This is a genomic window from Acinetobacter ursingii DSM 16037 = CIP 107286, assembly GCF_000368825.1.
Taxonomy (GTDB): domain Bacteria; phylum Pseudomonadota; class Gammaproteobacteria; order Pseudomonadales; family Moraxellaceae; genus Acinetobacter; species Acinetobacter ursingii.
In genome coordinates, this window is record NZ_KB849717.1 from 1,258,702 (window position 1) to 1,285,654 (window position 26,953).

The following is a 26,953-nucleotide window of genomic DNA, read 5'->3' on the forward strand; positions in this document are numbered from 1 at the left end:
AAACGAGGCATCAGCCTCGTTCGATCATATATCATCTTTATAGTGTCGCAGTCAGATAAGATAACATAGCAGCTAGACTCAACATCGGAACATAACGATAAATAGAAACGATAGCTTGCTCAACATTTGAAATTTGTTGTTCAAGCACAATTTTTAATACCGTTGCTTTTAACGCTGAATAAAAACTTAAAATCAGAATCGCACTAAATATACTCAGCGCAATGAAACCTACCATAATTTGGCTAGTTGCGTCTGACATTTGCCAAAGGGTTAAAATACCTTGACTCAGTGGAAGTAAACTCAAAATCAGGAGAACAGATTTGAGCATTGACCAATGAAACTGATGAATTTCATCCGAAAAAAATAATGCTTTCATGCTATCCTCCGACAGTAAAATGGCTGACTTAAAAACTATTATGCAAGGTTTTAATTAAATAAAAAGTCTATTTTTATTCATAATTCATTTATCTTGTAATCAGTAAATATGGGAATAGTTCTTATTATAAATCTCATATCTTGATATTTTATCAAATTATATAAAAATCAATATAATAAATTAAAATTACAAATTGAGATGTATTATCATTACAATGTTTTATTTTTTAATTCGATTCAGCCCATCCATAATTCCCATCAAGCCAAGTACATTATTTTAAATAGATAGCACTTCATTTAAAAATGCTACCTATAATCTTAAAACTAAATTTTAAGGTTTGTAGTAAATATCCGCATCGTTTCCTTCACCGCCAGATTTTCCATCTGCCCCGAAAGAATATAAGTCGTAGGCATGGCCCTCGGTACCAGGAATCACAAACTGAATATCATTTTCCCAGCTATCTTTCGGATAGCCCCCTTTGACATAACCGCCGGGCAACCAGTTTTTCGCAGTGGCAGGCTGAGTCACAAGCGCATCCAAACCACCTTCTTGCATAGATGGATAATGACCATTGTCTAGTTTGTATTGATCTAATGCTCCTGCCACACCTTTTAAGGTGATTTGTGTGGTATCGACTTTGGCTTTTTCACCACGCCCCATCACATTTGGAACAATCAATGCAGCTAAAACACCTAAAATTACGATCACGACCATCACTTCAATAAGTGTGAATCCAGACTGTTTGTTCATAATTTTATTACCCTGCATTTTCTGCTTATTCATTTTCATCTCTAACATACAACTCATTAAATCATATTATTCATATTTACAATTGGCAGCATGACCGCAATGACAATCACCAGTACAATGGCCGCCATAAACACCAGCATCAACGGCTCAAGCAGCGCCAATAAGGTTGAGATGAATGTTGTGACTTCACGATCCTGCATATCGGATGCTCGCTGCAACATTCGGTCTAGTTCGCCCGATGCTTCACCACTGCGTATCATTTGTACCATCATTGGTGGGAAATAACCACAGCGTTCAAGCTGGGTTGCCAAGTTTCCCCCTTCCGTGACTTTTTCCGCCGCAATATTAATCGCATCACGAATCACCCAATTACTACTCACCGCTGCCCCAATTTTAAGTGCATCGACTAAGGGAACACCCGATTGAGTCAAAATCGATAAGGTACTGGCGAAACGCGCCGAATTTATACCACGTGATAATTTACCAAATAATGGCAATCTGAGCGTTAAACGATCAAATGCATAATGGCCTGCGGTGGTTTTTAAAAAGCGGACAAAAGCAATAATGCCAATGATACTGATCAGCAATAGGAACGGCCATGTATGACGAATCAGATCGCTGGCTTTCATCAAAGCCACGGTAATCCACGGCAAAGCCTGTTTACTCTGGTCAAACGTTTTAACAATATCTGGCACGACATAGGTCATGAGCCCCATCACAATTGCAAAAGACATCAGCAAAAGAATAATCGGATAAATCATCGCACCCTGAATTTTCTTTTGCATGGCAAAACGGTTTTCGGTGTAGTCAGAAAGTTGATCGAGTATTAGATCCAAATGTCCAGAGCGTTCACCTGCGGCAATGGTGGCAATATATAAGTCAGGAAAACGTCCTGATTGCTGCATGCCCTGTGCCAGCGAATGTCCTTCAAGTACTTTGGAACGTACCGAAAGGAGTAAATTCTGCACATGGGCTTTTTCATTTTGTTTAGCCACGGCGCGTAATGCTTCTTCAAGCGGAATCGCCGCTGCCACCAATACAGAAAGCTGCCTCGTCATGAGTGCTAGATCATAAGCACTAAACTTTTTTTGAAACCATGAACGTTGCTGATGTTTATCTTTTTGCTCAACAGGTTCAACGGCGATCGGCGTCCAAGTTTTATCTCGCAATTGCTGGCGAATTTGTCGTGCAGAGTCCCCTTCCAGCACCCCTTTTTGCTGTTTTCCCGAAGCGTCAATGGCAGTAAATTGATAGGCAGGCATGATCTTTTCTAATTTTTTCCAAAAAATAATCGGTTAGCTGTTGCATCTTTCCTACACAATCCCTCATATTTCGGAGCATTACAGCTTTGCACACTTTAGCACAGCGCCTATCATCCGAAAACGAATCATCTTAAAAAATAGTGACGATACAGATTTATGCCAAACACGCCGCCACCTCAAACAGAGATTTACCGTATTCGGGTCGCTGTACCTGTCTATCTGTATGAGACCTTTGATTACAGCTTAACTCAGGCTCAATATCAACAGGCTCAGGTTGGCGCGCGCGTGGCAATTCCTTTCGGTCGGCAAAAACTGATTGGCATCATTACCGAGAAAATCGCGCCAGATGTTCCACTGGATTCACGGTTTCAGCTCAAAGCTATTTTTGAGTTGCTTGATGATGATGCCATTTTAGATGACAAAGTTTTAACTTTGTTGACATGGTCAGCACAGTATTATCAGTTTCCGATTGGGGAGGTGATGCAAGCGGCTTTGCCTGCACTGTTACGACAAGGCAAACCATTGGATATTTTGGCGCATATCTGGAAAATCAAACCTTGTGAAGATGCAGAATCCAAACTTAAACGCTCGCAAAAGCAATTTGAAGCCTATCAAATTTTAAAATTACACCCAACTGGAACGACCGAAAATATTTTAAATTTAAGTGGAGTAGAAACTGCGACTTTACGCGCTTTGGCAAAAAAGGATCTGGTCGAATGTCATTTAGAAACACAAGATTTTCGACCGACACCCGTTCAATTGGCACAAATGCCCCTCACTCCCAACGATGATCAGAAAAAAGCCATTCAACATGTGGTTCAGTCGCTCCATCATTATCAAGCTTTTTTACTGGACGGCTTAACAGGCAGTGGCAAAACCGAAGTCTATCTACACATCATGCATGAGGTGTTGAAACAAGGGAAGCAAGTGTTGGTTTTAGTGCCTGAAATCGGACTAACCCCACAAACCATTTCCCGATTTAAATCGCGTTTTCATTGTGATGTTGCGTTGATGCATTCGGGCTTAAACGACTCCAAACGTCTGCAAGCATGGCAACAAGCCAAAATGGGTAAAGCTTCAATCATTTTAGGCACACGCTCTGCTATTTATACGCCTTTGCATAATCTTGGTTTAATCATTTTGGATGAAGAACACGATATTTCCTACAAACAACAGGAAGGTTTTCGTTATCATGCACGGGATGTGGCGCTGTATCGAGGGCACTTAGAAAACTGCCCTGTTATTTTAGGCTCAGCCACACCAAGTATTGATAGTTACCATCTGGTCGAACAGGAAAAATTAAAACTGCTACAACTCAATCAACGTGCGGGTGTGGCACTTATGCCCAAAATGCATGTGATTGATTTAAAGGTTGCCAAGAAAAAGCAAGGGTTGAGTCAACAACTGATTGAGCAAATCAAAAAAAAACTGGATAAAAAAGAACAAGTGCTCATTTTTCTGAATCGTCGGGGTTATGCACCTGTTTTGGTTTGCGAAAGCTGTGGCTGGCAAGCCAATTGTCCACATTGTGATGCGCATTTTACGCTGCATACTCAACCTTACACTTATCTGCATTGTCACCATTGCGGTACGATTCAGCGCTTACCCGATCAATGTCCAGAGTGTCAGCATCAGAGCCTAAAGACTCTCGGAATGGGAACAGGTAAAGTTGAAGAACATTTGAATGAACTTTTTCCAGATCATGATGTGATTCGGGTCGACCGCGACAGCACCAGTCGGGTCGGAAGCTGGCAGAAAATTTATGATCGGATTCAGCAAAATCAACCCATGATCTTGCTGGGTACACAAATGCTCGCCAAAGGTCATCATTTTCCTTTTGTCACCTTGGTTGCGATTTTAGATATTGATGCAGGTTTACTGTCTGTCGATGTTCGTGCACCTGAACGTACTGCACAATTGATTGTACAAGTGTCTGGTCGCGCTGGGCGGGGGGAACATAAAGGTGACGTTTATTTACAGACATTGAGACCTGATCATCCCATGCTCACCACGCTGATCGAAAAAGATTATCGTGCTGTCGCCAAACATATGCTGCAAGAGCGTAAAGCTGCATTGTTGCCTCCTTATCGTTATGCAGTATTGATTCGTTCAGATTCTAAAAACCGTGACTATAGTCAGCAATTCTTAGCCGACATCGCAGCCCAATTACAGTTAATGGCGCAGGATAGTATTGAGATTTGGGGGCCTATTCCCGCGCCGATGGAACGCAAAGCTGGACGCTATCGGGCGCATATGGTGATCTTGTCGCAAGATCGCGCACGTATGCACTTCTTTTTACGGCAATGGTGGGCGCAAGTGGTACATTTACCTAAACAGCATCAATTACGTTTATCGATTGATGTTGATCCACAGGAATTTAACTAAAATGTTCATGATCTGACATCTATCTTGTTTTAAATGATGTTTATACTGGTGAGATAAGGAACTGAGCTCAAAACGATCAAGGTAATCCATGTCATTATTATTACAAATCACTATATTTTTAGGCGCAGCCTTACTGATCGTGCCACTGGGTAAACGCTTTGGCATTGCCACGGTACTTGGTTATCTATTTACGGGTATTTTACTCGGTCCCAGTGTTTTAAATATCGCCAGTGATGCCAATGCCATTATGCATCTAGCAGAATTTGGCGTGATTTTATTGATGTTCATTATTGGCTTGGAACTTCGTCCACAGCGTTTATGGGAAATGCGACATTCCATTTTTGTCATGGGAAGTATGCAAGTGGTGATCACGGGTGTGATTTTAATGCTGATCACACTACTTTTATTCAAGCAAAATCTAGCCAGTAGTTTTGTGATCGGATTTGCATTGGCACTGTCTTCAACGGCCTTTGTCTTACAATTATTAAGTGAAAAACAACAACTCAATACAACTTATGGACAATCATCCTTTTCCATTTTACTTTTTCAAGATATTGCCGCAATTCCGTTATTAGCCGTGATTCCGCTTTTGGCTGGCACACAGACCACACATCATGGAATTGCTTACTTTGCTGCCATTGTAGCGACCTTTACTGGTTTGTTTTTATTTAGTCGATATATTCTGCGTTATTTCTTTCGCTTTGTCGTGGATAGTGGTGCAAGTGAACTGATTACTGCGGTTGGTTTATTTATTGTATTGGCCGTGGTTTTGCTGATGGATTTATTAGGTATCAGTACGACACTGGGTGCATTTTTAACTGGAGTATTACTAGCTGATTCCGAATTTCGTCATGAGCTTGAAGCCAGCATTGCCCCGTTTAAAGGATTACTTTTGGGTCTGTTCTTTATGACTGTGGGCATGACTGCTCAGATCTCGCTATTTGTCGATATGCCGTGGCTGATTATTGGGGGTGCAATCAGTTTAATGCTGATCAAACTGATCATTTTAACGGGGATTGCCCGATTTAATCAGTACAGTTGGAAAAATAGCCTGTTGATGGGCACCTGTCTGGCACAAGGGGGCGAGTTTGCGTTTGTGGTACTCAGTGCAGCAAAAAGCGAGAAAGTCCTCACTCAGGCATTAGTAGAGCCGCTGACCTTAATAGTGACTTTATCGATGATGTTGACTCCCGTTTTATACTGGCTCATGACCTCGAAAATTGTGCCTGTTTTATTTAAGGACAAAGCACCCGAATATGATGAAATACCCGCCAATGATCACCCGATTATCATTGCAGGTTTTGGTCGTTTTGGACAAATCATTGCGCGCATCGCACGGCTGCATCATTTTTGTTTTACCGCAATTGACAATAACATGCAGCGTATTGATTTCGTCAGACGTTACGGTGGAACGCTGTATTATGGAGATGTCACACAGCCTGAGATCTTACGTGCAGCAGGTATTGAAAAGGCTCGAATTTTTGTTCTGGCGGTGGATGATGTAGAAGACAACATGAACGTCGCGCGACATATTCGCCTGAATTATCCTGAAATTAAACTGTTTGTCCGCGCTCGTGATCGACATCATGTGCATTTGCTGCGTGATCTCGGAATCGAGCATATCTGGCGTGAAACCTATTTATCCTCACTGGGTATGGCTTATCGGGTACTTTGTGATCTGGGCGTCTCTGCCGAACAGGCCTATGAAAATATCGAAACCTTCCGTGATTATGATGAAAAATTGTTGGCGAGACAGCAAAGTATTTATACGGACGAACAAAAAATCGTTGAAACGCATCGTAATATGTTAGCGGAACTTGAACATTTGTTTGAAAGTGATGAAAGAAATCAGCCTGTCAGTTCAGGTGTGAATTTACAACGTGGTTTAGAAAACGATACACAAAAGCACCGTATTAATGTGACACGAGATGATCACGATTGACTTGTGTTTTACAATAAAGACACCATTAAGACAGGGTTATGGAGAAAAATATGTCTGATCTACGCCAACGTTTTTACATTGAGGACTGCCCTGTTCGTGGAGAAGTGGTTCATCTTGAAGAATCCTTGCAAACCATTTTAGCGCAACGTGATTATATGCCTGCGGTCAAAGCCCTATTGGGTGAAATGCTAAGTGCAACAGCATTACTGGCCAGCACCTTAAAAATTAAAGGTCGTATTAGCCTACAAATTCAGGCTTCGGGGACATTTAAATGGGCAATGGCGGAATGTAACCATTTGGGTGAAATCCGTGCTTTGGCAGATTATGAACAAGACCCACACTTTCAGGAAGGCACAGACAGCAGCGTAGTGTTAGGCAGCCTGCAAAATCCAGTATTGTTTATTAATATTGAACCCGAATTTGGTGATCGTTATCAGGGTATTGTACCGTTGGATCAACCAACGCTGGCAGGTTGTTTAATGCAATATTATGATTTATCTGCCCAGATTCCGACCCATATTGTATTGGCTACCACGCCGAAACGCTCTGGGGGGTTATTGATTCAACTGCTTCCACGTAACAATGAAGAAGAACAACAGTTGATCGATGAAGACATTTGGCCACGTTTGACCATGTTAACTGAAACCCTCAAGCCAGAAGAGCTGACCGAACTTTCAGCCAATGAAATTTTGTATCGTTTGTATAATGAAGAGCAAGTTCGTTTGCCTGAAATTGAGCATCTCAAATTTGGCTGTACCTGCTCCAAAGAACGCTGCGCCGAAGCTCTGATTCAGATTGGTGTGGAGTCGGTACGTGAAACATTGACCGAGCAAAACCCGATTCGTATGGACTGCCAATTCTGTAATACTCAATATAGCTTTACTGCGGAAGAAGCATTGGGCCTGTTTGGCGAGCATTTAAGCTAAAAGACATCGGATATAAAGCCAATAAAAGCCTTCAGAATTCTGAGATTCTGAAGGCTTTTTGCTGCGTTTCATTTTCCAAATCTCAACATTTTACTATGCTTATAGTCTTGTAATTGCTCAGTTCATCACCATAATTAAAAGAAATAAAACCCAATTTTAAAAGAGCTTTTATGGCAAAAAACTACTATGAAGAACTCGGGGTTACACGAAGCGCCTCAGCAGACGAAATCAAGAAAGCCTATCGTAAATTAGCAAAGAAATATCATCCTGATATTAGTAAAGAAGCAGATGCTGAAACCAAAATGCAGGCGATTAATGTCGCCTACGATACCTTAGGTGATGCCACTAAAAAGGCTGAATATGATCAAATGCTAGATCATCCTCAAGGCTTTGCAGGATTTGGACAAGGAGCTCAGGGTGCATCTGGTGGTTTTGATGGCGCACAATTTTACCGTCAAGGCAATGCCTCTGACTTTCAGGGCTTTGAAGATCTATTTGGTCGCTTTGGCTCAGGTTTTGGCGGAGGTGATTACCAATATCAACGCCAAAAGCGCAGTTATCGTGGTGAAGACCAACATGCCAGTATCGAAGTAGATGTCGAAATTGCCTACCATGGAACCACTCAGAATATCACGCTGCAAATTCCAACCGTCAATGCCTACGGTGAACCAGAAGTTCAACGTAAAACCTTACAGGTCAAAATTCCAAAAGGCATGAAAGAAGGTCAGCAAATTCGCTTAAGTGGACAAGGTCAAAGTGGCATCAATGGCGGTGAAAATGGCGATCTTTATATTGAAATCCAGTATAAAGACACCGATCGCTTACGGGTAGAAGGCGCAGATGTCTATGCAACAATCGATGTTGCTCCATGGGAAGCGGCATTGGGGCAAAAAATTGAAGTGAATACTCCTGCGGGTAAGTTAGGAGTTAATTTGCCGAAAAATGCCAAAACAGGTCAACAACTTCGACTGAAAGATAAAGGGATTCCAAATAAAACCGCAGGTCATCTCTATTTGGTCTTAAATATCGTGCTACCTACCGCCACAACCGCAGAGCAACAGCAAGCTTATGAGAGCTTTGCTCAAGCCTTTTCATCCTTTACACCGCGTTCATAAGGAGCTGAATGATGCCTACTATTCATTATCGTGAAATCACATATAGCGGATTGAATGAAGCAGAAGTCATTGATGAACAGTGTACTTTTGATTTGACTCACTTTGCACAAGTCAGTGGTCAAAGTCCTGAATGGATTTTGCAATTAATCGAGTACGATATTTTATCGACTTCAGGTCAACCACAACAATACCGTTTTTCTGGTACAGATGTGATTCGCGCACGACGCGCTTATCGTTTACAACGTGATTTTGATGCCAGTCTTTCTGCGGTGTCGGTTATGCTGGATTTAATTGATGAAGTTCATCAGTTACGTCGACAAATTCGTTCAAATCAAGCATGATCATTTTATATTCGCGATAATGCCACTTATCGCGAACTTTTCTGGACATAAAATGATTCAGAACTGAATGAAACTTATCTTCAGAGAATCATAATGGCTGTACCCCAAAATAAAAATGAATTATTAAATGCGATTGAAACCAATTTTAATAAACTCATCCAACAACTCGATAAAGTTCCCGTTGAACAAACGCAGCAACCAACCTTAGATGGACATGTTAAAGGCAGCCAGATGAGTATATGCAACCTTCTGGCTTATTTAATTGGCTGGAACGAGTTGGTTTTGAAGTGGCTGTCTATGGATGCTTCAGCAAAAACCATTGATTTTCCCGAAACAGGCTATAAATGGAATCAGCTGGGTCAACTTGCTCAGAAATTTTATCAGGATTATAGTGATCTTAACTACGCTTTGCTCATCAAACGACTCAGCTTAAGCAAAACTCGCATGGTTGAACTGATTGAAACAAAAACCAATGCTGAACTGTATGAAAAAAGCTGGTACAACCAATGGACTTTGGGTCGCATGATTCAATTGAATACGGCTTCACCGTATCTCAATGCCAAAAACAGAGTCAGTAAATGGCTCAAAATTCAAAATTTTCAACCTAGGGTGTAATTCATAAGCATTAATGTTGTGCAATCCATTGATAAGATAATAATCCTAAAATGGTACAGATCAACGAACCTAGCAAATGAATACAAATCACAAAAATCGCGATGGAAAATTTTTGTTGCTGCAACAAACCCACGACTTCGGCCGAAAACGTCGAAAATGTGGTGAGTGCCCCACAAAACCCCGTGATGATAAATAATTTATAGTTTGGGCTGAGATTGGTATTGGCAAAAAATGCGATCGCAAAACCAATAATAAAACCACCAATTAAATTTGCCAGCAATGTTCCAAGTGGGACATTTTCAAAAGTTGCATTAAATTTTAAACCCAAAAACCAGCGTGACCACGCCCCTAATATAGAACCCAGCGCGATAGACAAAAGTGAGTAATACATAATAACCACATGCTCCAAAATCATGTTTATTCAACAGAGCACGTACACCTACGCTCCTCTGTCAAATGAAAGGATCGTAGGCATCATTAGCCAATCACTGGCGGTTTGTAGCAGGAGGAATGCCATCTCCTGTAGCTCTAGTCTAACCGAGTCAAATTCAAATGTGAAGTTGAACCCTCATGCAGGTTTTACTTAAGCTTGGTTATCTTTTCAACTTCTTTCAGGGTTTGCTTTAAAGGCTCATAATCCAGAAACCAAAACAAATTGACGTTATGCTGTCGCTTTTGCTGTGCCAAAAGCTCAATCACACTCTTTTCACCACGCCCCACCAGATGTTGCCGATAAAAATAATATAGTAGTAAGACAGTACACAATAGCATCACGCCAAGCATCATCCAAAAACCCAATGGCGACTTTAAGCCGGGAATAAATTCAAAGTTCATGCCGTAAACCCCTGTTAATAAGGTTAACGGTGCAAACACAGCGGTAATAATCGCCAAAATACGCATATTTTCATTGGTTTGATTGGCAATCGCATTGAAGTGCAAATCAATTGCAGACTGAATCGCCATGCGTAAACGTGAGGTGTGTTTTTGTGTGCGTTCTAAATGACTAACCAAATCATTCATACGGACTAATAACAGATCAGGAGATTCGGTGGCATGTTCACCCATCAAATGGTGATAATTTTCCACCAATTCATCACGTAATTCCTGCAACGTTTCAATCTGTTCTTCACACAAGTTTTCAACTTGCTGAAATGCCATATTTTCCTGAAAAAGCTGTGGCCATTGATTAAAACGCTTTCGCCCCTGTAACAACTCTCTTTGCCAATGTTCAACACGACGAGTGAGCGGAGTTCGCAATGCCAGATAACCATCAATAATGGTGTTAAGTAATCTCAAACTTAAATCAATCGGACTTTGAGGCAGTTTTCTGGGCTTATTTTGCTCCTGTATGCTGCGCTGTAAAATGCTCTGAAAACGTTGCACATAATTATCTACAGCTTGATTACCCTGCTCTCTGACACTCACCAAAATATGCTGACTCACAATAAAGCTAATCGGTGTGGTCGCCAATCCAAAGATACTTTCATGTTGCTCGCCTACACTATTATTGTTTTCGATATGATCTTCTGGCGTGATAATTTTTCTAAAGATCAGAACATCGTAATCTTCCATGGTGTCAAAATCACACGGATGATCAATATTTAAAATATCCCGAATATGAAATTCGTTAATGCTAAGATCTGTGATCGCTTTAATTTTTTTTTGCCATTCTTCTGCATGATTGACCACATCTTCACGTATGCAATCGACCCATTGAAAAATCAACGGATGATCGGTTTGATGTTCATGACTTAAAAACACATATTGTTCTGTAGTGTGCCGATAAAAATAATAAATCTGCATAACAGTATCTCTTAATTTCTACTGTTATTTTTAGCATAAATCTTTGAATAAAAACTTAACTACCCAACAATTGAGGGCAATATTCAATTTCAATAGATAGTTATCAAGATGGATCGAAGCGAGGATGCTCAAAAATTACAATGCAACATTGCAAATTGATCAAATGTTACACAAATAAAAAAATATTCACTCAATAAGACTGACATATTATAGCATAAAGCCCTACTATTATTAAGGATTAAATCTGTATGGCTCGTCCATGCTTTTTACGATCATTTTTGGTGAGTTTCACGCATACTCAAATCAGAGAGATGAATTTAAACACAGTATCAAAGGTGAATTTATGTTCCCAGAATATCGCGCTCTTATCAGTCAACTCAAACAAGATGATGCGCATTTTTCCAAAGTTTTTGAAGAACACAATGCGCTCGATCACGAAATCATTCGTCTAGAGCAAAACCCTGTAACCAGCGGTTTAGATGAAATTGAAAACTTAAAACGCCAGAAATTAAAACTCAAAGATGAACTCTATAAAATGCTGAAACAAGCAGAACAATAGTGGATTGATGAGCATTAAAAAATCCGCCGCGGCGGATTTTTTTAATCAATTTTAAGTAGCTTTATTTAAGCCTGTTCAATGTCTTTCATGGTCAGTTTAATACGGCCACGGTTATCGACATCAGCCACCTGAACTTTGACTTCCTGACCTTCTTTCAATACATCAGTCACATTGGCAACACGTTCATTTGAAATTTGAGAAATGTGAAGCAAACCATCCGTACCCGGCATAATGTTCACAAACGCACCAAATTCAACGATACGAATCACTTTACCGTCATAGATTTTGCCTGGCTCAACTTCAGCCGTTAACGCTTGAATTTTGGCAATGGCAGCACGTGCAGCCGCTTTAGATTCACCAAATACGCGCACAGTACCATTGTCTTCGATATCAATCGCCGCTTTGGTTTCTTCAGTAATTTGACGAATGGTCGCGCCACCTTTACCAATGACATCACGGATCTTGTCTGGATTAATTGTGATCACTTCAAAGGTTGGTGCAAACATTGAAATTTCTGGACGTGCACGAGAAATGACTTTATTCATTTCATTCAGGATGTGCATACGACCTGCATAAGCCTGATTCAATGCAACTTCCATGATCTCTTCGGTAATCCCTTCGATCTTGATGTCCATTTGTAGCGCAGTAATACCGTTGGCAGAACCTGCCACTTTAAAGTCCATATCACCTAAATGATCTTCATCACCCAAGATGTCTGAAAGAACAGCGAAACGCTCGCCTTCTTTCACTAGACCCATCGCGATACCCGCAACTGGTGCTTTCAGTGGAACACCCGCATCCATCAATGATAATGAAGCACCACAAACAGAAGCCATTGAAGATGAACCATTTGATTCAGTAATGTCAGATACAATACGGATCACGTACGGGAAGCGGTCAGCAGCAGGAAGAACTGCTTGAACACCACGACGAGCCAAGCGACCATGACCAATTTCACGGCGTTTCGGACCAGATTCACGGCCCGTTTCACCCACAGAATATGCAGGGAAGTTATAGTGCAACATGAAGTTGTCAGTTTTAGTACCAGAAAGAGTGTCAACCATCAACGCATCACGGGTATTACCCAAAGTGGTGGTGACCAATGCCTGAGTTTCACCACGTGTAAACAATGCTGAACCATGAGCACGTTCTAGTACACCCACTTGTACATCGATTCCACGAACGGTTTTAGTATCACGACCATCGATACGCGGCTTACCTGACAGGATATTGTCACGCACCGTACGGTATTTCAGATCTTCAAACAACTCGTTGACTTCGTCTGCAATGCCTGTTTCGTCATTTTCAGGAACAAATTGAGCAACCGCTTCTGCATATAATGCATCAAGTGCTGCGTAACGATCTTGTTTCACCGCAATCGTATAAGCTTCAGAAATTTTGCTTTCAAACGCCGCTTTTAATTGCTCAAGTAACGTTTCATTTTTGCTTGGGGCAACCCAAGTTGACTCAACCGCACCGGCTGCTGCGGCAAACTCTTTAATCGCTTGAATCGCGATTTGCATTTCGTCATGACCAAACAGAACTGCACCCAGCATTTGATCTTCTGAAAGCTCTTTGGCTTCAGATTCAACCATGAGGACTGCTGATTCTGTACCTGCAACCACAAGGTCAAGATCAGACTGAGCCAATTGCTCAAAGTTTGGGTTTAAAACATATTCGCCATTGATCAGACCAACACGCGCACCACCGATTGGACCACGGAATGGCGTACCCGCAATCGACAATGCAGCAGATGTACCCAACATTGCTGCAATATCAGCATCCATAGTTTTATCAGAAGATACAACAGTTGCAGTCACCTGAATTTCGTTGAAGTAACCTTCTGGGAACAATGGGCGAATTGGACGGTCAATCAAACGAGAAATCAAAGTTTCTGCTTCAGATGCACGTCCTTCACGCTTGCCATAACCACCTGGAATACGACCAGCAGCATATTGTTTTTCTTGATAGTTTACAGTCAGTGGGAAAAAGTCTTGACCGGCTTTTGCTTTAGGTTGAGCAACTACAGCAACAAGTACCGTTACACCGCCCATGGTGATTAATACAGTATTTGCTTGACGTGCCACACGACCTGTTTCTAAAACAACTTGATGCTGACCGAATTGAAATTCTTTACGAACGATATTAAACATTGACATGTATTATATTTTCCTAGTTCTTTTTGAACAATTATTCTAGTGGAGACCCCTAAGGTTTGGCATTCAAACCATTGCGATCAGATGATTACAAACAATGGTCAATGACAAAGCTTAGAAGCCGACCTCACTAGAGAATAAACACAAAGAAGGAGCGAACAATCGCCCCTTCTAAAGTCATTTAGTGACACACACCAAATGATACTTTCTTTTCAGCACTCTCTTTTTAACGCTTAAACACCACGTCATATAAATACCGAAAATCAAGCCTGAAATCGAATTAACGACGTAAACCTAGTTCGTTAATTAGACTTACATAACGACCATGGTCTTTACCATTTAAGTAGTCAAGTAATTTACGACGTTGGTTAACCATACGGATCAAACCGCGACGGCTATGGTGGTCGTGTTTATGTTCTTTAAAGTGACCTTGCAAATCATTGATTTGAGCAGTCAATAAAGCAACTTGTACTTCTGGTGAACCAGTGTCGTTTTCAGCACGAGCAAATTTAGCGATGATTTCTGCGCGATCTGTGTTAGTTAAAGCCATTCGATTTCTCCGAGATGCTTAAATAAAATAAATTGATACTGATCAATCGATTCAAGGAGAACCTAAAACCAATTGACTGCCGTGCATCACTACAGCAGTGACGTATTTTAAAGGATTCAGGTTGAATTGACAATTCTTAAATCATACAGCTTATCCGCTTGGCAATATTTCATTGCACATTACGCATGCATGCTGGTCATTTTAGACACTGACATTTGTCTCATAACGCTGCACACTCATCTGATATAAAAAGAAAAGATATGGAATGACTGTGAAATTATTATCAACCAATACCTGTTTTGTACCCCGTGATCTTGCTGTTGTGATGAGACAAGAGGATGAAGTTCACCCAGAACAAGGGGCAATGACCGAGCAACAACGACAAAAAATATGGAAAAGTGTAGAAAGTGCTTATAAAACTGGAAATTATCCCTTCATCAGTTTTTGCTTACGCCGCAAAGGTCAGATTTTACTCAATCGTAGTCTGGGTTATGCCTCTGGCAATTCAACTCGGGGATTAAGTAACACGGCAAAAATCGGTTCAGCAGATACGCCTGTCTGTCTGTTTTCTGCCTCAAAAATGGTTACAGCAATGCTGATCCACATGCTGGATGAACAAGGCGAAATTAATTTACTTGACCCGATTAGTTATTATATTCCTGAATATGCCGCACATGGTAAACGTCGCACCACGATATTTCATTTGCTGTCACACCGTGGCGGTATTCCCAAAATTGAAGGCGAGGTAACGCCTGAATTACTGTTCGATAAAGATGAAATTTTAAAACGATTGTATGCGGCCAAGCCAGTATCTGTATCAGGTTCACGGCTAGCGTATCATGCCGTCACTGCGGGCTATATTTTAGGTGAATTGATCGAGCGCGTAACTGGTCAGGATCTACGCCGTTTTCTACATGAAACTATCGAAAAGCCCATGAATATGCCATTTTTCAATTATGGTTTAGACGCTAAATACCGCGACCAAGTGGCATTGAATTATCCGACAGGTTTACATCCTCGTCTGGGAACGGATCATTATCTCAATCATGTGCTCGGTGGTGGTTTACAACTGGCAGTCGATGTGACCAATGACACGCGTTTTATGGACACGATTTGTCCCGCAGGCAATATCTATACCAGTGCTGAACAAGCAGGCCGCTTTTTTGAAATGTTGTTGAGTGGCGGTCAATATCAAGGTAAGCAAATCATGAGTCCCCGCACCGTATTTCGAGCGACCTTACCCACCTCAGTAACCAGTCTGGATCGCACTTTACTCGCCCCGATGCGTTATGCACTTGGCCCAATGCTCGGAAGTAATCCTGTCGGATTATTTGGCCCGCAAACAGCACAAGCCTTTGGGCATATCGGCTTTTCCAATATTTTGTGCTGGGCTGATCCTGAGCGCGATATTAGCGTGTCATTTTTGACCACAGGAAAGTCGGTGATTGGCACCCATTTACCTGCTTTAGCAAATGTACTTTACCAAATCTCGATGCAATGTCCACGAATTCCAAAGCAATCGCGTCGTTCGCTTTTTGGTTCAGGTCAAGCTGAACATGAGTGGCTACAAGCCATTTAGACAAAAAGAAGCCCAAGCATAACTTGGGCTCTTTTGCGCTGTATTTTTATTTTGAATCGTTGTTGTTTTATTTTATTGTTGTCTCAAGGTCTTACAACCTTTTACTCCATGATGTATATACGAGCTAGACATCATCAGTTCCTACACTTGTCATTCTGCCACAACTCATTATGTAGAAAAGTAGTATTTTACGTATCAATATGTAAGTGAAAACTTACGCAATATTTTATGTTTTTTAATCATCCATGATTTATCCTAACTATTTGTAATATTCTGTATTTTTTATTTAAATTTTGATCACTGTAAATGCTAATCTAAGAATCAGATAAAAGACAATAAAAAAGCCCTGTAGTCTCTCCCAAAACTACAAGGCTTAGCGGCTGTAAGTTTCCTCGCTTATCACTTACTTCACTGTAAGTTCGCTGTTTTTCAACTTTATGGTTATTGTTTTGCGATTTTCTCAGCATTCCTTGCTGAGCTTTTTGTGCAGAACTATGATCTCAAAAAAAAGGCAGCGGCTCTATCCGCAAATTTCTTGAAACCATGTAAGCATTTTCGTACAGATCTGTCTACCGCATAGACTAACTTAACAATGCTAAATTTTTATTAATTTTTCTAAGCAATCCACTTGTTCTGGTGGTTTTTACGGTTAAAGCTTTACTCCACGCAGTCCGATCCACCAGTAAGCTCACTACTTTTTTGGCGCGAGTAATCGCGGTATAAATCAGTTCTTGGCTGAGTAATTTTTCTGCGGAGTGATCAAATACCACCGCCGTATGGGCAAATTCTGAGCCTTGTGATTTATGGATGGTTAAAGCAAAAGCGGTCTGAATATTTTTTGGCAAACGATGTGCGGCAATCCAGAGATTCAAACTTGGAAAATACACTTCAAATTGTTCAGGATCGGTGCGGTGACGAAAACATAATCCAATATCGCCATTGGAAATACCCAGTTGATAATCGTTATAAGTCATCATTACAGGACGCCCAATATACCACCCACCGACAGCTAGAACAGATAAATGCTGAGTCAACCATTGTTCAGCATAAAGATTAATTTGTTCCAAACCGAAGTCACCAAAACGGATTGCCACCAAAATACGATATTGATCAAAGGCTTCGATTACAGAATCTATATTTTCCTGAGCATAGTCCGACTGTTGATAGGTTTTTAATTGTCGCAAAAACGGAATAAACCCTGCCATTAATTGTTCATAATAATGTATCAGATCGGTGATTTGATCAGGCAAATACTCAAGCTGAACCACATCATTCATCGCAGCATTGAGTTCAATGTTTTGTAAAGTGGCAGGAATGGCAATCTGCTGTTCAAATTGTTGAAGAAGCTGTTCGGCAGATTGATCTCGCTTGACGTTTTGAATAAAACCCGCCAATTGACCAATTTTAGCCTCCGCACTAAAACGGCGACTACTGATCAAATGAACCAGATGTTTCTGTAGTTCAGGCACTTGTTGTACATCTGCCAATACTGAGCCAACATCCACCGAAGCAAGCTGCTTGGCATCTCCCAATAAAATCAGACGACAATTCTGGGGAATCGCTTCGAGTAACAAGGTCGCGAGATTTAAATCCAGCATGGATGCTTCATCAATCACGATCACATCATAAGGTAGAGGTTGTTTGGCATGAAATCGTGGAATCTGCCGATGACCCAGACCAAGTAAACGATGCAGGGTTTGCGTGGTTTGCTGTTTCAGCGTGTCAGTGACCAGACCCGAGGCCAACAGTTTTTCGTCATTAAATGAGGCTTGTAAGGCTTCTTGCATCCGCTGTGCAGCCTTACCTGTTGGAGCCGCCATCGCAATCCGAATATCTGGAATAGATTGGTTTAAAACTGCAATAATTCGCGCCAGCGTATAGGTTTTTCCCGTTCCCGGCCCACCTGTAATGATATTTAGCGCTTGACTGGCGACCATGTGCAAAGCAGCACGTTGCTGTGAATCTGTTAATAAATCTAGATAAGCATCAATCGCTATCGGTTGAATCTGTTGCGTACTTAAACGGGCAATTTGGTGAGCAAGGCGTTGTTCCAATGACCAATAACGATATAAAGCCAATAATTCACTATCATAGATCATCGGGGCAACTTGAGTTCTCGCCTGCTGTTCATCAATGATAAAATCCTCAACTTCAGGAACATTTGACGAAGAAATCGCCAAACCGCTATCGCCCTGTAAACTTGCTTCAATTAACGCTTGCAACAGCTCGGCAATTTCGGCAGAATTGCGCTCCCTGAGATTGAATGGTGCCTGAGCCAAATACTCACTCCAATTTTTCAACCATCTCAATTCTGCATTTTCAGCGTCAGTTTGCTTTTCCACACAGTTATCCTCAAGCTTTTCCACAAGTTTATTAACACACTTATCCACAAAATAACAATTTGATTAATATAATTTTATATCAATTATCCGCATTTTAGACGGGATTTTATCCTCAAGCATTTACCCGAAGCCATCTCAATCAAAGTAGCCTAAAATTGCATCCAGACGCAAAATAAACTCGGTGTCAGGTCGCCAGTAATAATATCCCTGATCAGCTTGTCCATTCATGCCACGTAAATACAAATAGGTTGCGCCCCCCAAATGCTGCTCAATCTGATAATGTTGCAATTTCACTTTTAAATAACGATGCAACGCTACCAAATACAACGCAGCCTGTAACCAATAACTGGACTGGCGCATATTCTGCTGAATTGCATCCGCCCGATAATCGTTGAAGTCTTTGCCCAGATAATTACTCTTATAATCGGCAATATGAAACTGTGAACCATCAAAATACATCAAATCAATCGAACCATTTAAGTAACGCGCAGCGTGTGCCTCCAGAAAATCAGGCATTTCGATCTGATATTCCAAAAATAATTGCTGAATACGACGCATCGCCAGTACACGATCCGACAATGCCAAGTAAAAAGGACATTCAGATAAAAATTGACCTGCTTGCAGTTGATGTAACTGAAAACCTTGATGTAATGGCGTGGTTAATACTTGCTTTAACCAATCTGCTAACCATTGATAAAGCTGATTCTCATTCTGTTCGTTTTCAGGGAAATCCTGTTGATAGATGCTATAAAGCTGATCCCATAAACTACCATAATCGTTTTTAAAACGCCGACGAATTTCAGCAATCCATTCACTTTGATCCTGAAAATCGACATGTTCAAAAATCTCATGCAAAAAATTCCCTGCCAATGTGCCTTTAGGAAAATTGTGCTGAATCCAGTGAATGGGCTGTGTGAGCGTGGATCTTTCAACGATTAAATGATCTTGCTCATCTGCGGCTTGCTCCAGTTTTTGATCCTGTGCAGCCAACTGATCGCTGGCGATTTGATGCGGTTTTAAGTGTTGCGCCAGATAGCTAAAACTGGTTTTGCCACGTGCATAAAAACGCTGTGTTGGCAAAGGCTGTGCTTGTAAGTTGAGTTTTGGCTCGGTGATTTTCGCTTTAAACGGCGGTGGACATTCTGCCAACTCTTGTTCATCAAAACTAAATGGATGCTGAAAATTCCCGTGTTGATATTTCCAGAATGCCAATGCATCCAGTGATTTTTGCTGCTGATCCTGCATCATGGCATAGACGCGATGGCTGGCACGAGTCAGCGCCACATACCAGAGTCGGTTTTGTTCGGCACGACTGCGTTGTTCATTTTGCGCCAAGGCTTCAGAACTTAAGCGTTGTTTATCCTGAATGGCGATCACGCGCTGTGTGGTCACTTGTCCATTTTCAGGATGGGCAACATCTATAGTTGAAAAATTTAAAGCCGTATTTTGATCTTTAAAAGGTTTATCTGCCCCCAATAAAAATACGATCTTAAACTCCAGACCTTTGGACTGATGAATGGTCATCAGTTGAATGCCTGCATCACTGGAAAGTTTACGCTCCATTTCCCAATCACGCTGGCTTGGAGCTTGGAGCTGCTTTAAATACCAGTGATAGAGATTTTGCACACCCTGATAATGTTCACTGTGCTGACTTAAAATTTCACTCAAATGCCGTAAATTCACCACATCACGTTCATGGTCTTTACTGTGCTGCGCCACCAGATTTTGCCAGACGTTAAACTGGTTCATGCAGGCTTGCCATGCGCTTAGAAAGCCCTGTTGCAACCACAGCTCACGCAAATGATCAAAGGCCGCGATATAAGCACTCAAACCTTCTGTAGTCTGTTCCTGCTCAACCAGTTGCTTTAAATTCAGTCCAATGAGACGACTTAATAATGCACGTTTAATTTTGGCTTCATCGTAGGGATGCAAAACTGCGGTCAGTAAAGCAGCAACATCTTGTGCTATCGGATGATCAAATACGCTTTTTCGTGACGGTCGATGAACCCGAATGCCTAAATATTCCAAAGCAGACTGTACTGCATCGAGTCCAGCATGATTTCTAGACAGCACTGCAATATCATCTTCGATTAAGAGCTGTGCTTGCTCGGCTTGCAAATATAAATCACCCGTCTGTGACTGATTGAGCAGCGCACGGATTTTCCATGCCACCTGTTCAGCCTCTTTAGATTTATCACTCAGCATCAACCAACGTAAAGGTGTAACATTAGGCTGACCTTGATCGATCAAGGCTGGATGCGGACGCGAGCCTGCCTGAATCGGGTCATAAATAACTTGCTCGCCAAAATCAGGTTGCTGTTGAAAAAGATGATCAACAACTTCCACCAACTCCTTGACCGAACGGTGATTAAAACTGAGCTGATATTCTCGTCCTTGCTTGGCTTTAATATCTTGATGCGCCTTGAGAAAAGTCAGCATATCACCGCCGCGAAAGCCATAAATCGCCTGTTTACGGTCTCCCACCATAATCATGCAGCCTTTTTGATAACGCTGCGGATGTCGCCAAATGCTGGCCAACATATCATCTTGATCTTGATTGGTATCCTGAAACTCATCCACCAAAATCAAGGGATAACGAGCCTGCACAAAAATCGCAAAGCGTTGTCCCTGCTCGCCTTGTAATGCTTCCGCAAGGGTACGAATCTGCTGTGAAAAGGTGGTTTCGCCCTTTTGTTGAAGGAGTTGGGGTAAACGCTGTTTGACCTCCAGACACAGATAGGCTTTTAAATACTGTTGTAATTGTTCAAGCTGATCTTGAAGGATGCCTAAATGACGAATGATCTCCACCCACTGCTGAATTAGTGGATGATGATAGAATCCATCGCTCACCTCGGCAGGACATTTTTTAAATATTTTGCCCTGTTCAAATTTATCCAGAAATTTAAATGCAGCCTCACGCGCGCTGGCGAGTGGAGCATCAAAAATCTGTAATACATTTTCACCAGCCAAGACCTGAGCCAGCTGGGGTAAATGCACGGTAAATAAATCATGAAATGCGCCATTTCGAAATGAGGTGCCATTGATGCAGGTATAGTATTCGCCATCAAGCTCGTAATACGCATGTAGGTCACTCAAATCCGAATGCTGTATAAAAGATTGAAATTGAGTCAACACCTCCCAATTCAATACAGGCATTGGTGCCGACTGAAATTGTGCTGAAGTAAAGTTCAACGAATTTTCAACCACATCCACAAACGCATCGACACTTTTTAAAGCGCCAATATTATATAGACCATCGATCAATGCTTGCGGTTGTGCCTGAATCCATTCACGTAGCACATCATGAATGAGTTGGCGGGTATAACGTTTGGCATCATCCGTAATTTGCGCACGCTCGATTTTGCCGCTTTCAAATGCAAATTCGCGTAATAGTTTTTGACTAAAACTGTCCAGAGTCCCGACAAAGAGTTCATCCAGTTGATCCAGCACTAGTTTTAAACGCTCACAGGCATAGTCCATTCGTGTCGCAAAATGACACAATACATGCTTCATTAAAGGATCAGATTGCTTTGTGGCTTGCGCTAAAACCTCTTGTTCCGTCAAACCACGATAGGCTTGTAGATCACGATACATGTCTTGCAAACGCAGCCGTATTCGAGTTTTCAACTCTGCTGCTGCTGCACGGGTAAATGTAGTCGCGATGACCTGATTGGGTAAATATTTTTCCAAAAAAATACGTACCATCAAACTCGACAAAGTAAAGGTTTTTCCTGTGCCTGCGGAAGCCTCGATTAGATGTAAACCTGAGAATTCAATATCGGTAATCGGTTGATAAGACACGGCTGAGTGAGATGAGATCAAGGCTTACTCCGTGCGTACATATTGAAAAATCGGGGCATATAAAGCATAAGAAAATTGTATGAGTGCAACATTGAGTAAGGCCTGAGCATCTTGCTGCTGTAAAATAAACATCCAATCCTGATGCCACTTACTACTTTCATCCTGTGTCACATCTAATGCGCTAAACGCCCCTGTTTTATTCCATTCTTTTAAAATATTTTCACGATCTTTTTCAGCCAATACAAATCCTATCTCAGTGTCTTCCCAATGATAGTGTTTAGCCTTTTCCAAAGGTTGCAATATTAGTGCCGCAGGCAACACCAACGGCTGCTGTCGCGCATAGTGCCATGCTGTCAACCATTCATCGAGGTATTGACGCGCCTGACCCGATGAAATCCCTTCACAAATCACGGTTTGATCACTAAACACCACGATACGGCGCTTGTCTTGTACATGCTCGCCCTGATTTAAAAAGCTCAGCCAAATCAAATATTCCAACCAAACTTTAGCGATCCGTTTCGCTCGCGCACTTGATGCCTGCACACTGACCCAATCCTGAACGTCATCTTCAGGAATTTGAATGTTCAGATGTAAGGGTGAGGATAAACGCCAAGTTCGATAGGTGATTGGGGTTTCCTGCATCGCATAACCGTGCAACCGCGATTGTAAACGCTGCTGGTCAAATAAACTTTGCTGCCATGCACTGTATTTAATTTTACTGACAGGGAGTTGATCTAATAACAAATCTGAAGCAGCATCGGCTTGATGCTGATGTAAAAAATCACGAATCGCATACTTAGCTAAACCATCCAAGAACAAAGGCTCATCCTGATCTAATAATGCCTGTTCATTCCAATTTTCAACCCCTAAAGTTTTTAAATACAACCGTGCAGGAAAAGTGATATCGGCTATCCACTGTTGACTATCAAGTAATAATAGATCTTGCGATGGTGGCTGATAATCGATATTCACCCACGGCAAACGTGTCTCTTGTGGCTGCTGAATATGCTTGGCCACTTGATACCAGTGGTCCTGATAGCGCTGTAAAGCGGGCTGCTGAGTAAAGCCGGTCACATCGAAAGGTTGTAAACTATGAATCCGATAAAGTGACGCCAGTTGTGGTGCTATGCCCAGTTGTTTAAATGGCAAAGCTAGTGCAATTGCACGTTCAGAGAGATCGGCACTAGGTTTAACAATCTTCGCCAAATGTGTGGTGAGTTCCTGCACAATACTGGAAGGCTCGCGGACTTCGCCATCATTCACATCAAAGCCATTATAAAATAACCAGAGATGATCTTTCGCCAACAACACCGCATCCAAAAATGCACCCTGATCATCTTCCAGACGTGAGCGATCACCGAGTTGCGGACGTAATACATCCATCAAATCAAACGGAGTGTGATTGTCACGATTTGGAAATTGCCCCTGATCCAGATTGAGTAACACCACCAAACGATAGGGCAATGGACGAATCTGACCAATTTGGCTCAAGGTAATCTGACCTGTGGGTTCTGCCTGTGCAGATTGATTTTCCAGAGTACGCTGAATTTCTTCAAGTAGATAAGGCAATGGCAAGGCAATCTGACGCAAATGCTGTGTATCAGCTTCGCCATAAAAACTGGCCAGAGTCACCATACGTTCTTGTTTTTTGATTGCGTCACGTGCAGGTTTTAAAGCCGTTACGCCTGCTTGTTCAAACTCAGTGACATCTGCCATTAACCGTTTTAACCAGATTTCAACAGCCAGTTGCTCACCCTGTTCGTGTGCTACTAACCAATCACGACGCTGGTCAAAATCCCGATAAATCTGAATCAATTTATCAATAATTTCAAAATCATCAGGTTGTACCTGCGCATAACTTAACGTACCTTGAAATAGCACATGATCGGGAATCGCAATCCCCAACGCCAATCGATCCAGTGCAAATTTAAAGCTATAGCGGTAATCCTCATCCCCCTGAACAAGACTTTGCTGTAAATGAGTTGCATCAAAGCCACGTTTAAAGCCTGCTGCGGCTAACAACGCCAATAAGCGTGAGACTTGGCTGTCATCAAGTCCATAACATAACTGCGTTGCAGTAAGACTGAGCCAATCGGCGAACTCATCATAATTAAAACGGCCGTGTAACAGTTGAATACGACCTAGTACTGCATGCCATGCATTCAAGACATCAAGCTGCGCTACTCCTGCAATTTTTACAGGTAAAAATACACCCTCAGCACTTGGTGTCGCTGGAAAAACACTGCGAATCTGCGGTTCTAATTCCTTGAGATTCGGCGTAAGCACCAGAATATCACTCGGACGACGTGGCTGTTCTGTTGTTCCCTGAGATAACCAGTAGATTAATTGATCTCGCAATACTTCCAGTTGTCTTAAACCAGAATGACAGACATGAATCTGAATCGATTCATCGTTTAGATCAAGGGCATAATCCGCTGCTTTGGGTTCAGCCAAATGCAAAATATCAGACTGCACATGTCCCAATAAGGTTTCTGGGAACTCATCGACAAAAGCATCGACCCAATGCCCTTCTTCTCCTGTCGATAAATTAGATAATAATGAAAAATGATCACGCGCTTGCTTGCCCAAACGGGTTAATAAAGGATGTCGTGATTCACGAGCTTCGGCATTAAAATGCAAAGTGAATTGCTGAAAAAATTCTGCAATTTCAATATCTGTTGCTTTAGGGTTCTTGGCAATAAAACGTTCTTTTACCCCGACATCATAACGCTGTTTCCAGAGTGGATCGACGCTATCGGCCCAGTATTCCTGTGACGGGTTATAATGAAAAATATAAATCTCAAGATATTGCCCTAAACGACGTAAAAACTGTAACTGACTGGGTGGCAGATCCAGTAAAGTAAATAACACCACTTGTTGCGGTAACCGTTTTAACGCCTGCACACGTGTTTGCTCATTATCAAGCTGCTGCCAAAACAGCTCATCAATTTTCTCTATCTCTAAAAAATCCTGATGGAAATGCTCTTTCCATAACCAACGTTGCCAAGCTTCTAAGTCTTGCGCTTGTTGTAATTGAAATGCTGAAACGCTTTGATCCTGATTCATGATCAACTTTTCAATATCGAGTGCATGATCATTGCCCCACGCACTTAGCCAATTGGTTGAGCAGGTACATTTTCCAACACAGTTTTTTTGACAATGTCCCCGATACAACATGTAATTGCTAAATAATTGCGAGACTTGTTCAGCAATCCAATACAACATGCTTTGTTTTTTGAGTTGCTTCTCAATACCGTGATTCAGTCGATCTGCGCTGTCATAAATTCGGGCAATGATCGAATGCAATGGATGTTCGATAGTCACTTGCATCTGGTCAGATTGAATATAAGAATGCAAGGCCTGATAAATTCGCCATTTTAAAATCAGGCGTGGAATATTGGCTTTACGTACCTGATCCTTATGTTCACTTAATACTTGTTGATAGGCATACCATTGAAAGCCGCGAATACGTTGATGAAACTGATAATTGGCATGAATTCCCTGTAATTCCGAGAGCTTTTCAGTCAACGACTGCTGCACGGCGGCATTGGGAACAATAAAATGTTGAGTGGCCAGTACCTGAAAAGGTTGTTCATGGCGAGATTGTGAAGTTCGCGCCAGTCCTTGCAATAACACATCGATACGTTGACTTTGAATGACATGTATGGCCATGTATTCCTTACCTTACTAAGCTATGCTTTTATGCACAAAATCATAAACATTCGTCACTATACATCTAAATCCAACTATGTCACGTTGATGGCATGAAATAAAAATGTGAACATCATTTAAAAATACATGCTTGAATGATACAAAAGGAACCGACTTGAGTATAAGCCCAATGAAAATAGAAAATATTCCTGATTCAATTGATCCAAAACTTGACCTTGAACAAGTGCGCGAAGAATGTTTAGACATGGTCAAAAAACGCGCTTACTTTTCCGCAGGTGCGGCTGTGGTTCCAATTCCATTTTTTGATGTGGTCATCGATATTGGAATCTTGTCACAGTTGATTCCAGATATTAGCGCCCGTTTTGGTTTATCGCCCGATCATATTAGTGTCTATGATCCAGAAACTAAAAAAATTCACTGGAATGAGCTGCGCAAACGTGGCTTTGAATTTTCAGGCTTGGTCGTGGCACGAACTGCGGTAAAAAAATCCTTAAATGGCATTGTGGGTAAAGTCATTACCAAACAAGTCACCAAATTTATCCCGCTCGGGGGATCCATTGTGGCTGCCAGTTTGGGCTATATCGTGATGAAAAAAGTGGCTGAAGCGCACGTGCAAGATTGTTATCAACTGGCGAAACGCATTCAACAAAAGAATGTAAATGGGAGTATTGTGGCCTAAATTCAAGTAAATATCTCTAAACTGATCCTGAGCAACATGGCTTGGGATCAACTCTCTTTTTTAGATTTTGTCTTTAATTAGGTACAATTCATATAAATTT

General features: G+C 41.6%; 19 protein-coding genes and 1 riboswitch. Of the genes, 9 read left to right on the forward strand and 10 right to left on the reverse strand.

Annotation, left to right across the window (positions count from 1 at the left end; translation table 11 throughout):
* Positions 1–37 precede the first annotated feature (37 nt).
* The 3 genes from F944_RS13445 to gspF form a co-directional block, all read right to left on the reverse strand.
* Complete coding sequence (locus tag F944_RS13445; RefSeq protein WP_004991552.1) at positions 38–376, reverse strand: hypothetical protein; 339 nt, start codon at positions 374–376, stop codon at positions 38–40.
* 330 nt (positions 377–706) lie between these two features.
* A complete protein-coding gene (gspG, locus tag F944_RS13450; RefSeq protein ID WP_004991554.1) occupies positions 707–1,159 on the reverse strand; it encodes a type II secretion system major pseudopilin GspG in 453 nt (150 codons plus the stop codon).
* A gap of 23 nt (positions 1,160–1,182) precedes the next feature.
* Complete coding sequence (gene gspF, locus F944_RS13455; RefSeq protein WP_004991557.1) at positions 1,183–2,388, reverse strand: type II secretion system inner membrane protein GspF; 1,206 nt, start codon at positions 2,386–2,388, stop codon at positions 1,183–1,185.
* Between the two features lie 156 nt (positions 2,389–2,544).
* Here gspF and F944_RS13460 point away from each other — a divergent pair, with 156 nt between their 5' ends.
* The 6 genes from F944_RS13460 (at position 2,545) to F944_RS13485 (ending at position 9,712) form a co-directional block, all read left to right on the forward strand.
* Positions 2,545–4,773 (forward strand): primosomal protein N', encoded by a 2,229-nt coding sequence (locus F944_RS13460; protein ID WP_004991560.1) that lies wholly within the window; start codon positions 2,545–2,547, stop codon positions 4,771–4,773.
* Positions 4,774–4,861: 88 nt separating this feature from the next.
* Complete coding sequence (locus F944_RS13465) at positions 4,862–6,715, forward strand: monovalent cation:proton antiporter-2 (CPA2) family protein (protein WP_004991563.1); 1,854 nt, start codon at positions 4,862–4,864, stop codon at positions 6,713–6,715.
* 50 nt (positions 6,716–6,765) lie between these two features.
* Positions 6,766–7,641, forward strand: a complete 876-nt coding sequence (hslO, locus tag F944_RS13470; protein ID WP_004991565.1) for an Hsp33 family molecular chaperone HslO — start codon at positions 6,766–6,768, stop codon at positions 7,639–7,641.
* Between the two features lie 170 nt (positions 7,642–7,811).
* On the forward strand, positions 7,812–8,756 hold the full coding sequence (locus F944_RS13475; RefSeq protein ID WP_004991567.1) for a DnaJ C-terminal domain-containing protein: 945 nt from the start codon (positions 7,812–7,814) through the stop codon (positions 8,754–8,756).
* 11 nt (positions 8,757–8,767) lie between these two features.
* Positions 8,768–9,097 carry a chaperone modulator CbpM gene (locus F944_RS13480; RefSeq protein ID WP_004991571.1) on the forward strand — a complete coding sequence of 110 codons (330 nt, stop codon included), beginning with the start codon at positions 8,768–8,770 and terminating at the stop codon, positions 9,095–9,097.
* 93 nt (positions 9,098–9,190) lie between these two features.
* Positions 9,191–9,712, forward strand: coding sequence for a ClbS/DfsB family four-helix bundle protein (locus tag F944_RS13485; protein WP_004991572.1), 522 nt, complete (start codon positions 9,191–9,193; stop codon positions 9,710–9,712).
* Positions 9,713–9,722: 10 nt separating this feature from the next.
* Here the strand turns inward: F944_RS13485 and crcB are convergent, their stop codons facing one another.
* Both crcB and F944_RS13495 read right to left on the reverse strand, forming a co-directional pair.
* The gene (gene crcB / locus F944_RS13490) at positions 9,723–10,103 is read right to left on the reverse strand and encodes a fluoride efflux transporter CrcB (RefSeq protein ID WP_004991574.1); all 381 of its coding nucleotides are present in this window, start codon (positions 10,101–10,103) and stop codon (positions 9,723–9,725) included.
* Positions 10,104–10,173: 70 nt separating this feature from the next.
* Positions 10,174–10,242: riboswitch (Fluoride riboswitch) on the reverse strand.
* Positions 10,243–10,291: 49 nt separating this feature from the next.
* Positions 10,292–11,515 (reverse strand): magnesium transporter CorA family protein, encoded by a 1,224-nt coding sequence (locus F944_RS13495; protein WP_004991577.1) that lies wholly within the window; start codon positions 11,513–11,515, stop codon positions 10,292–10,294.
* A gap of 343 nt (positions 11,516–11,858) precedes the next feature.
* Between F944_RS13495 and F944_RS13500 the strand changes: the two genes are divergently transcribed.
* Complete coding sequence (locus F944_RS13500) at positions 11,859–12,074, forward strand: HP1242/YdcH family protein (protein WP_004991581.1); 216 nt, start codon at positions 11,859–11,861, stop codon at positions 12,072–12,074.
* Positions 12,075–12,139: 65 nt separating this feature from the next.
* On the opposite strand, the gene pnp is transcribed toward F944_RS13500, so the two are convergent.
* Positions 12,140–14,227 carry a polyribonucleotide nucleotidyltransferase gene (pnp, locus tag F944_RS13505; RefSeq protein ID WP_171063297.1) on the reverse strand — a complete coding sequence of 696 codons (2,088 nt, stop codon included), beginning with the start codon at positions 14,225–14,227 and terminating at the stop codon, positions 12,140–12,142.
* A 283-nt stretch (positions 14,228–14,510) separates the two neighbouring features.
* Positions 14,511–14,780 (reverse strand): 30S ribosomal protein S15, encoded by a 270-nt coding sequence (gene rpsO, locus F944_RS13510; protein ID WP_004991585.1) that lies wholly within the window; start codon positions 14,778–14,780, stop codon positions 14,511–14,513.
* Positions 14,781–15,051: 271 nt separating this feature from the next.
* On the opposite strand from rpsO, the gene F944_RS13515 reads away from it, so the two are divergent.
* Positions 15,052–16,359, forward strand: a complete 1,308-nt coding sequence (locus F944_RS13515) for an EstA family serine hydrolase (RefSeq protein ID WP_010588583.1) — start codon at positions 15,052–15,054, stop codon at positions 16,357–16,359.
* A gap of 581 nt (positions 16,360–16,940) precedes the next feature.
* On the opposite strand, the gene recD is transcribed toward F944_RS13515, so the two are convergent.
* The 3 genes from recD to F944_RS13530 form a co-directional block, all read right to left on the reverse strand.
* Positions 16,941–18,701, reverse strand: a complete 1,761-nt coding sequence (gene recD, locus F944_RS13520) for an exodeoxyribonuclease V subunit alpha (protein ID WP_004991595.1) — start codon at positions 18,699–18,701, stop codon at positions 16,941–16,943.
* A gap of 135 nt (positions 18,702–18,836) precedes the next feature.
* On the reverse strand, positions 18,837–22,520 hold the full coding sequence (locus F944_RS13525; RefSeq protein WP_026039855.1) for a UvrD-helicase domain-containing protein: 3,684 nt from the start codon (positions 22,518–22,520) through the stop codon (positions 18,837–18,839).
* A gap of 6 nt (positions 22,521–22,526) precedes the next feature.
* A complete protein-coding gene (locus F944_RS13530) occupies positions 22,527–26,174 on the reverse strand; it encodes an exodeoxyribonuclease V subunit gamma (RefSeq protein WP_004991601.1) in 3,648 nt (1,215 codons plus the stop codon).
* Positions 26,175–26,343: 169 nt separating this feature from the next.
* On the opposite strand from F944_RS13530, the gene F944_RS13535 reads away from it, so the two are divergent.
* Complete coding sequence (locus F944_RS13535) at positions 26,344–26,853, forward strand: hypothetical protein (protein WP_004991603.1); 510 nt, start codon at positions 26,344–26,346, stop codon at positions 26,851–26,853.
* The last annotated feature ends 100 nt before the right edge of the window (positions 26,854–26,953 follow it).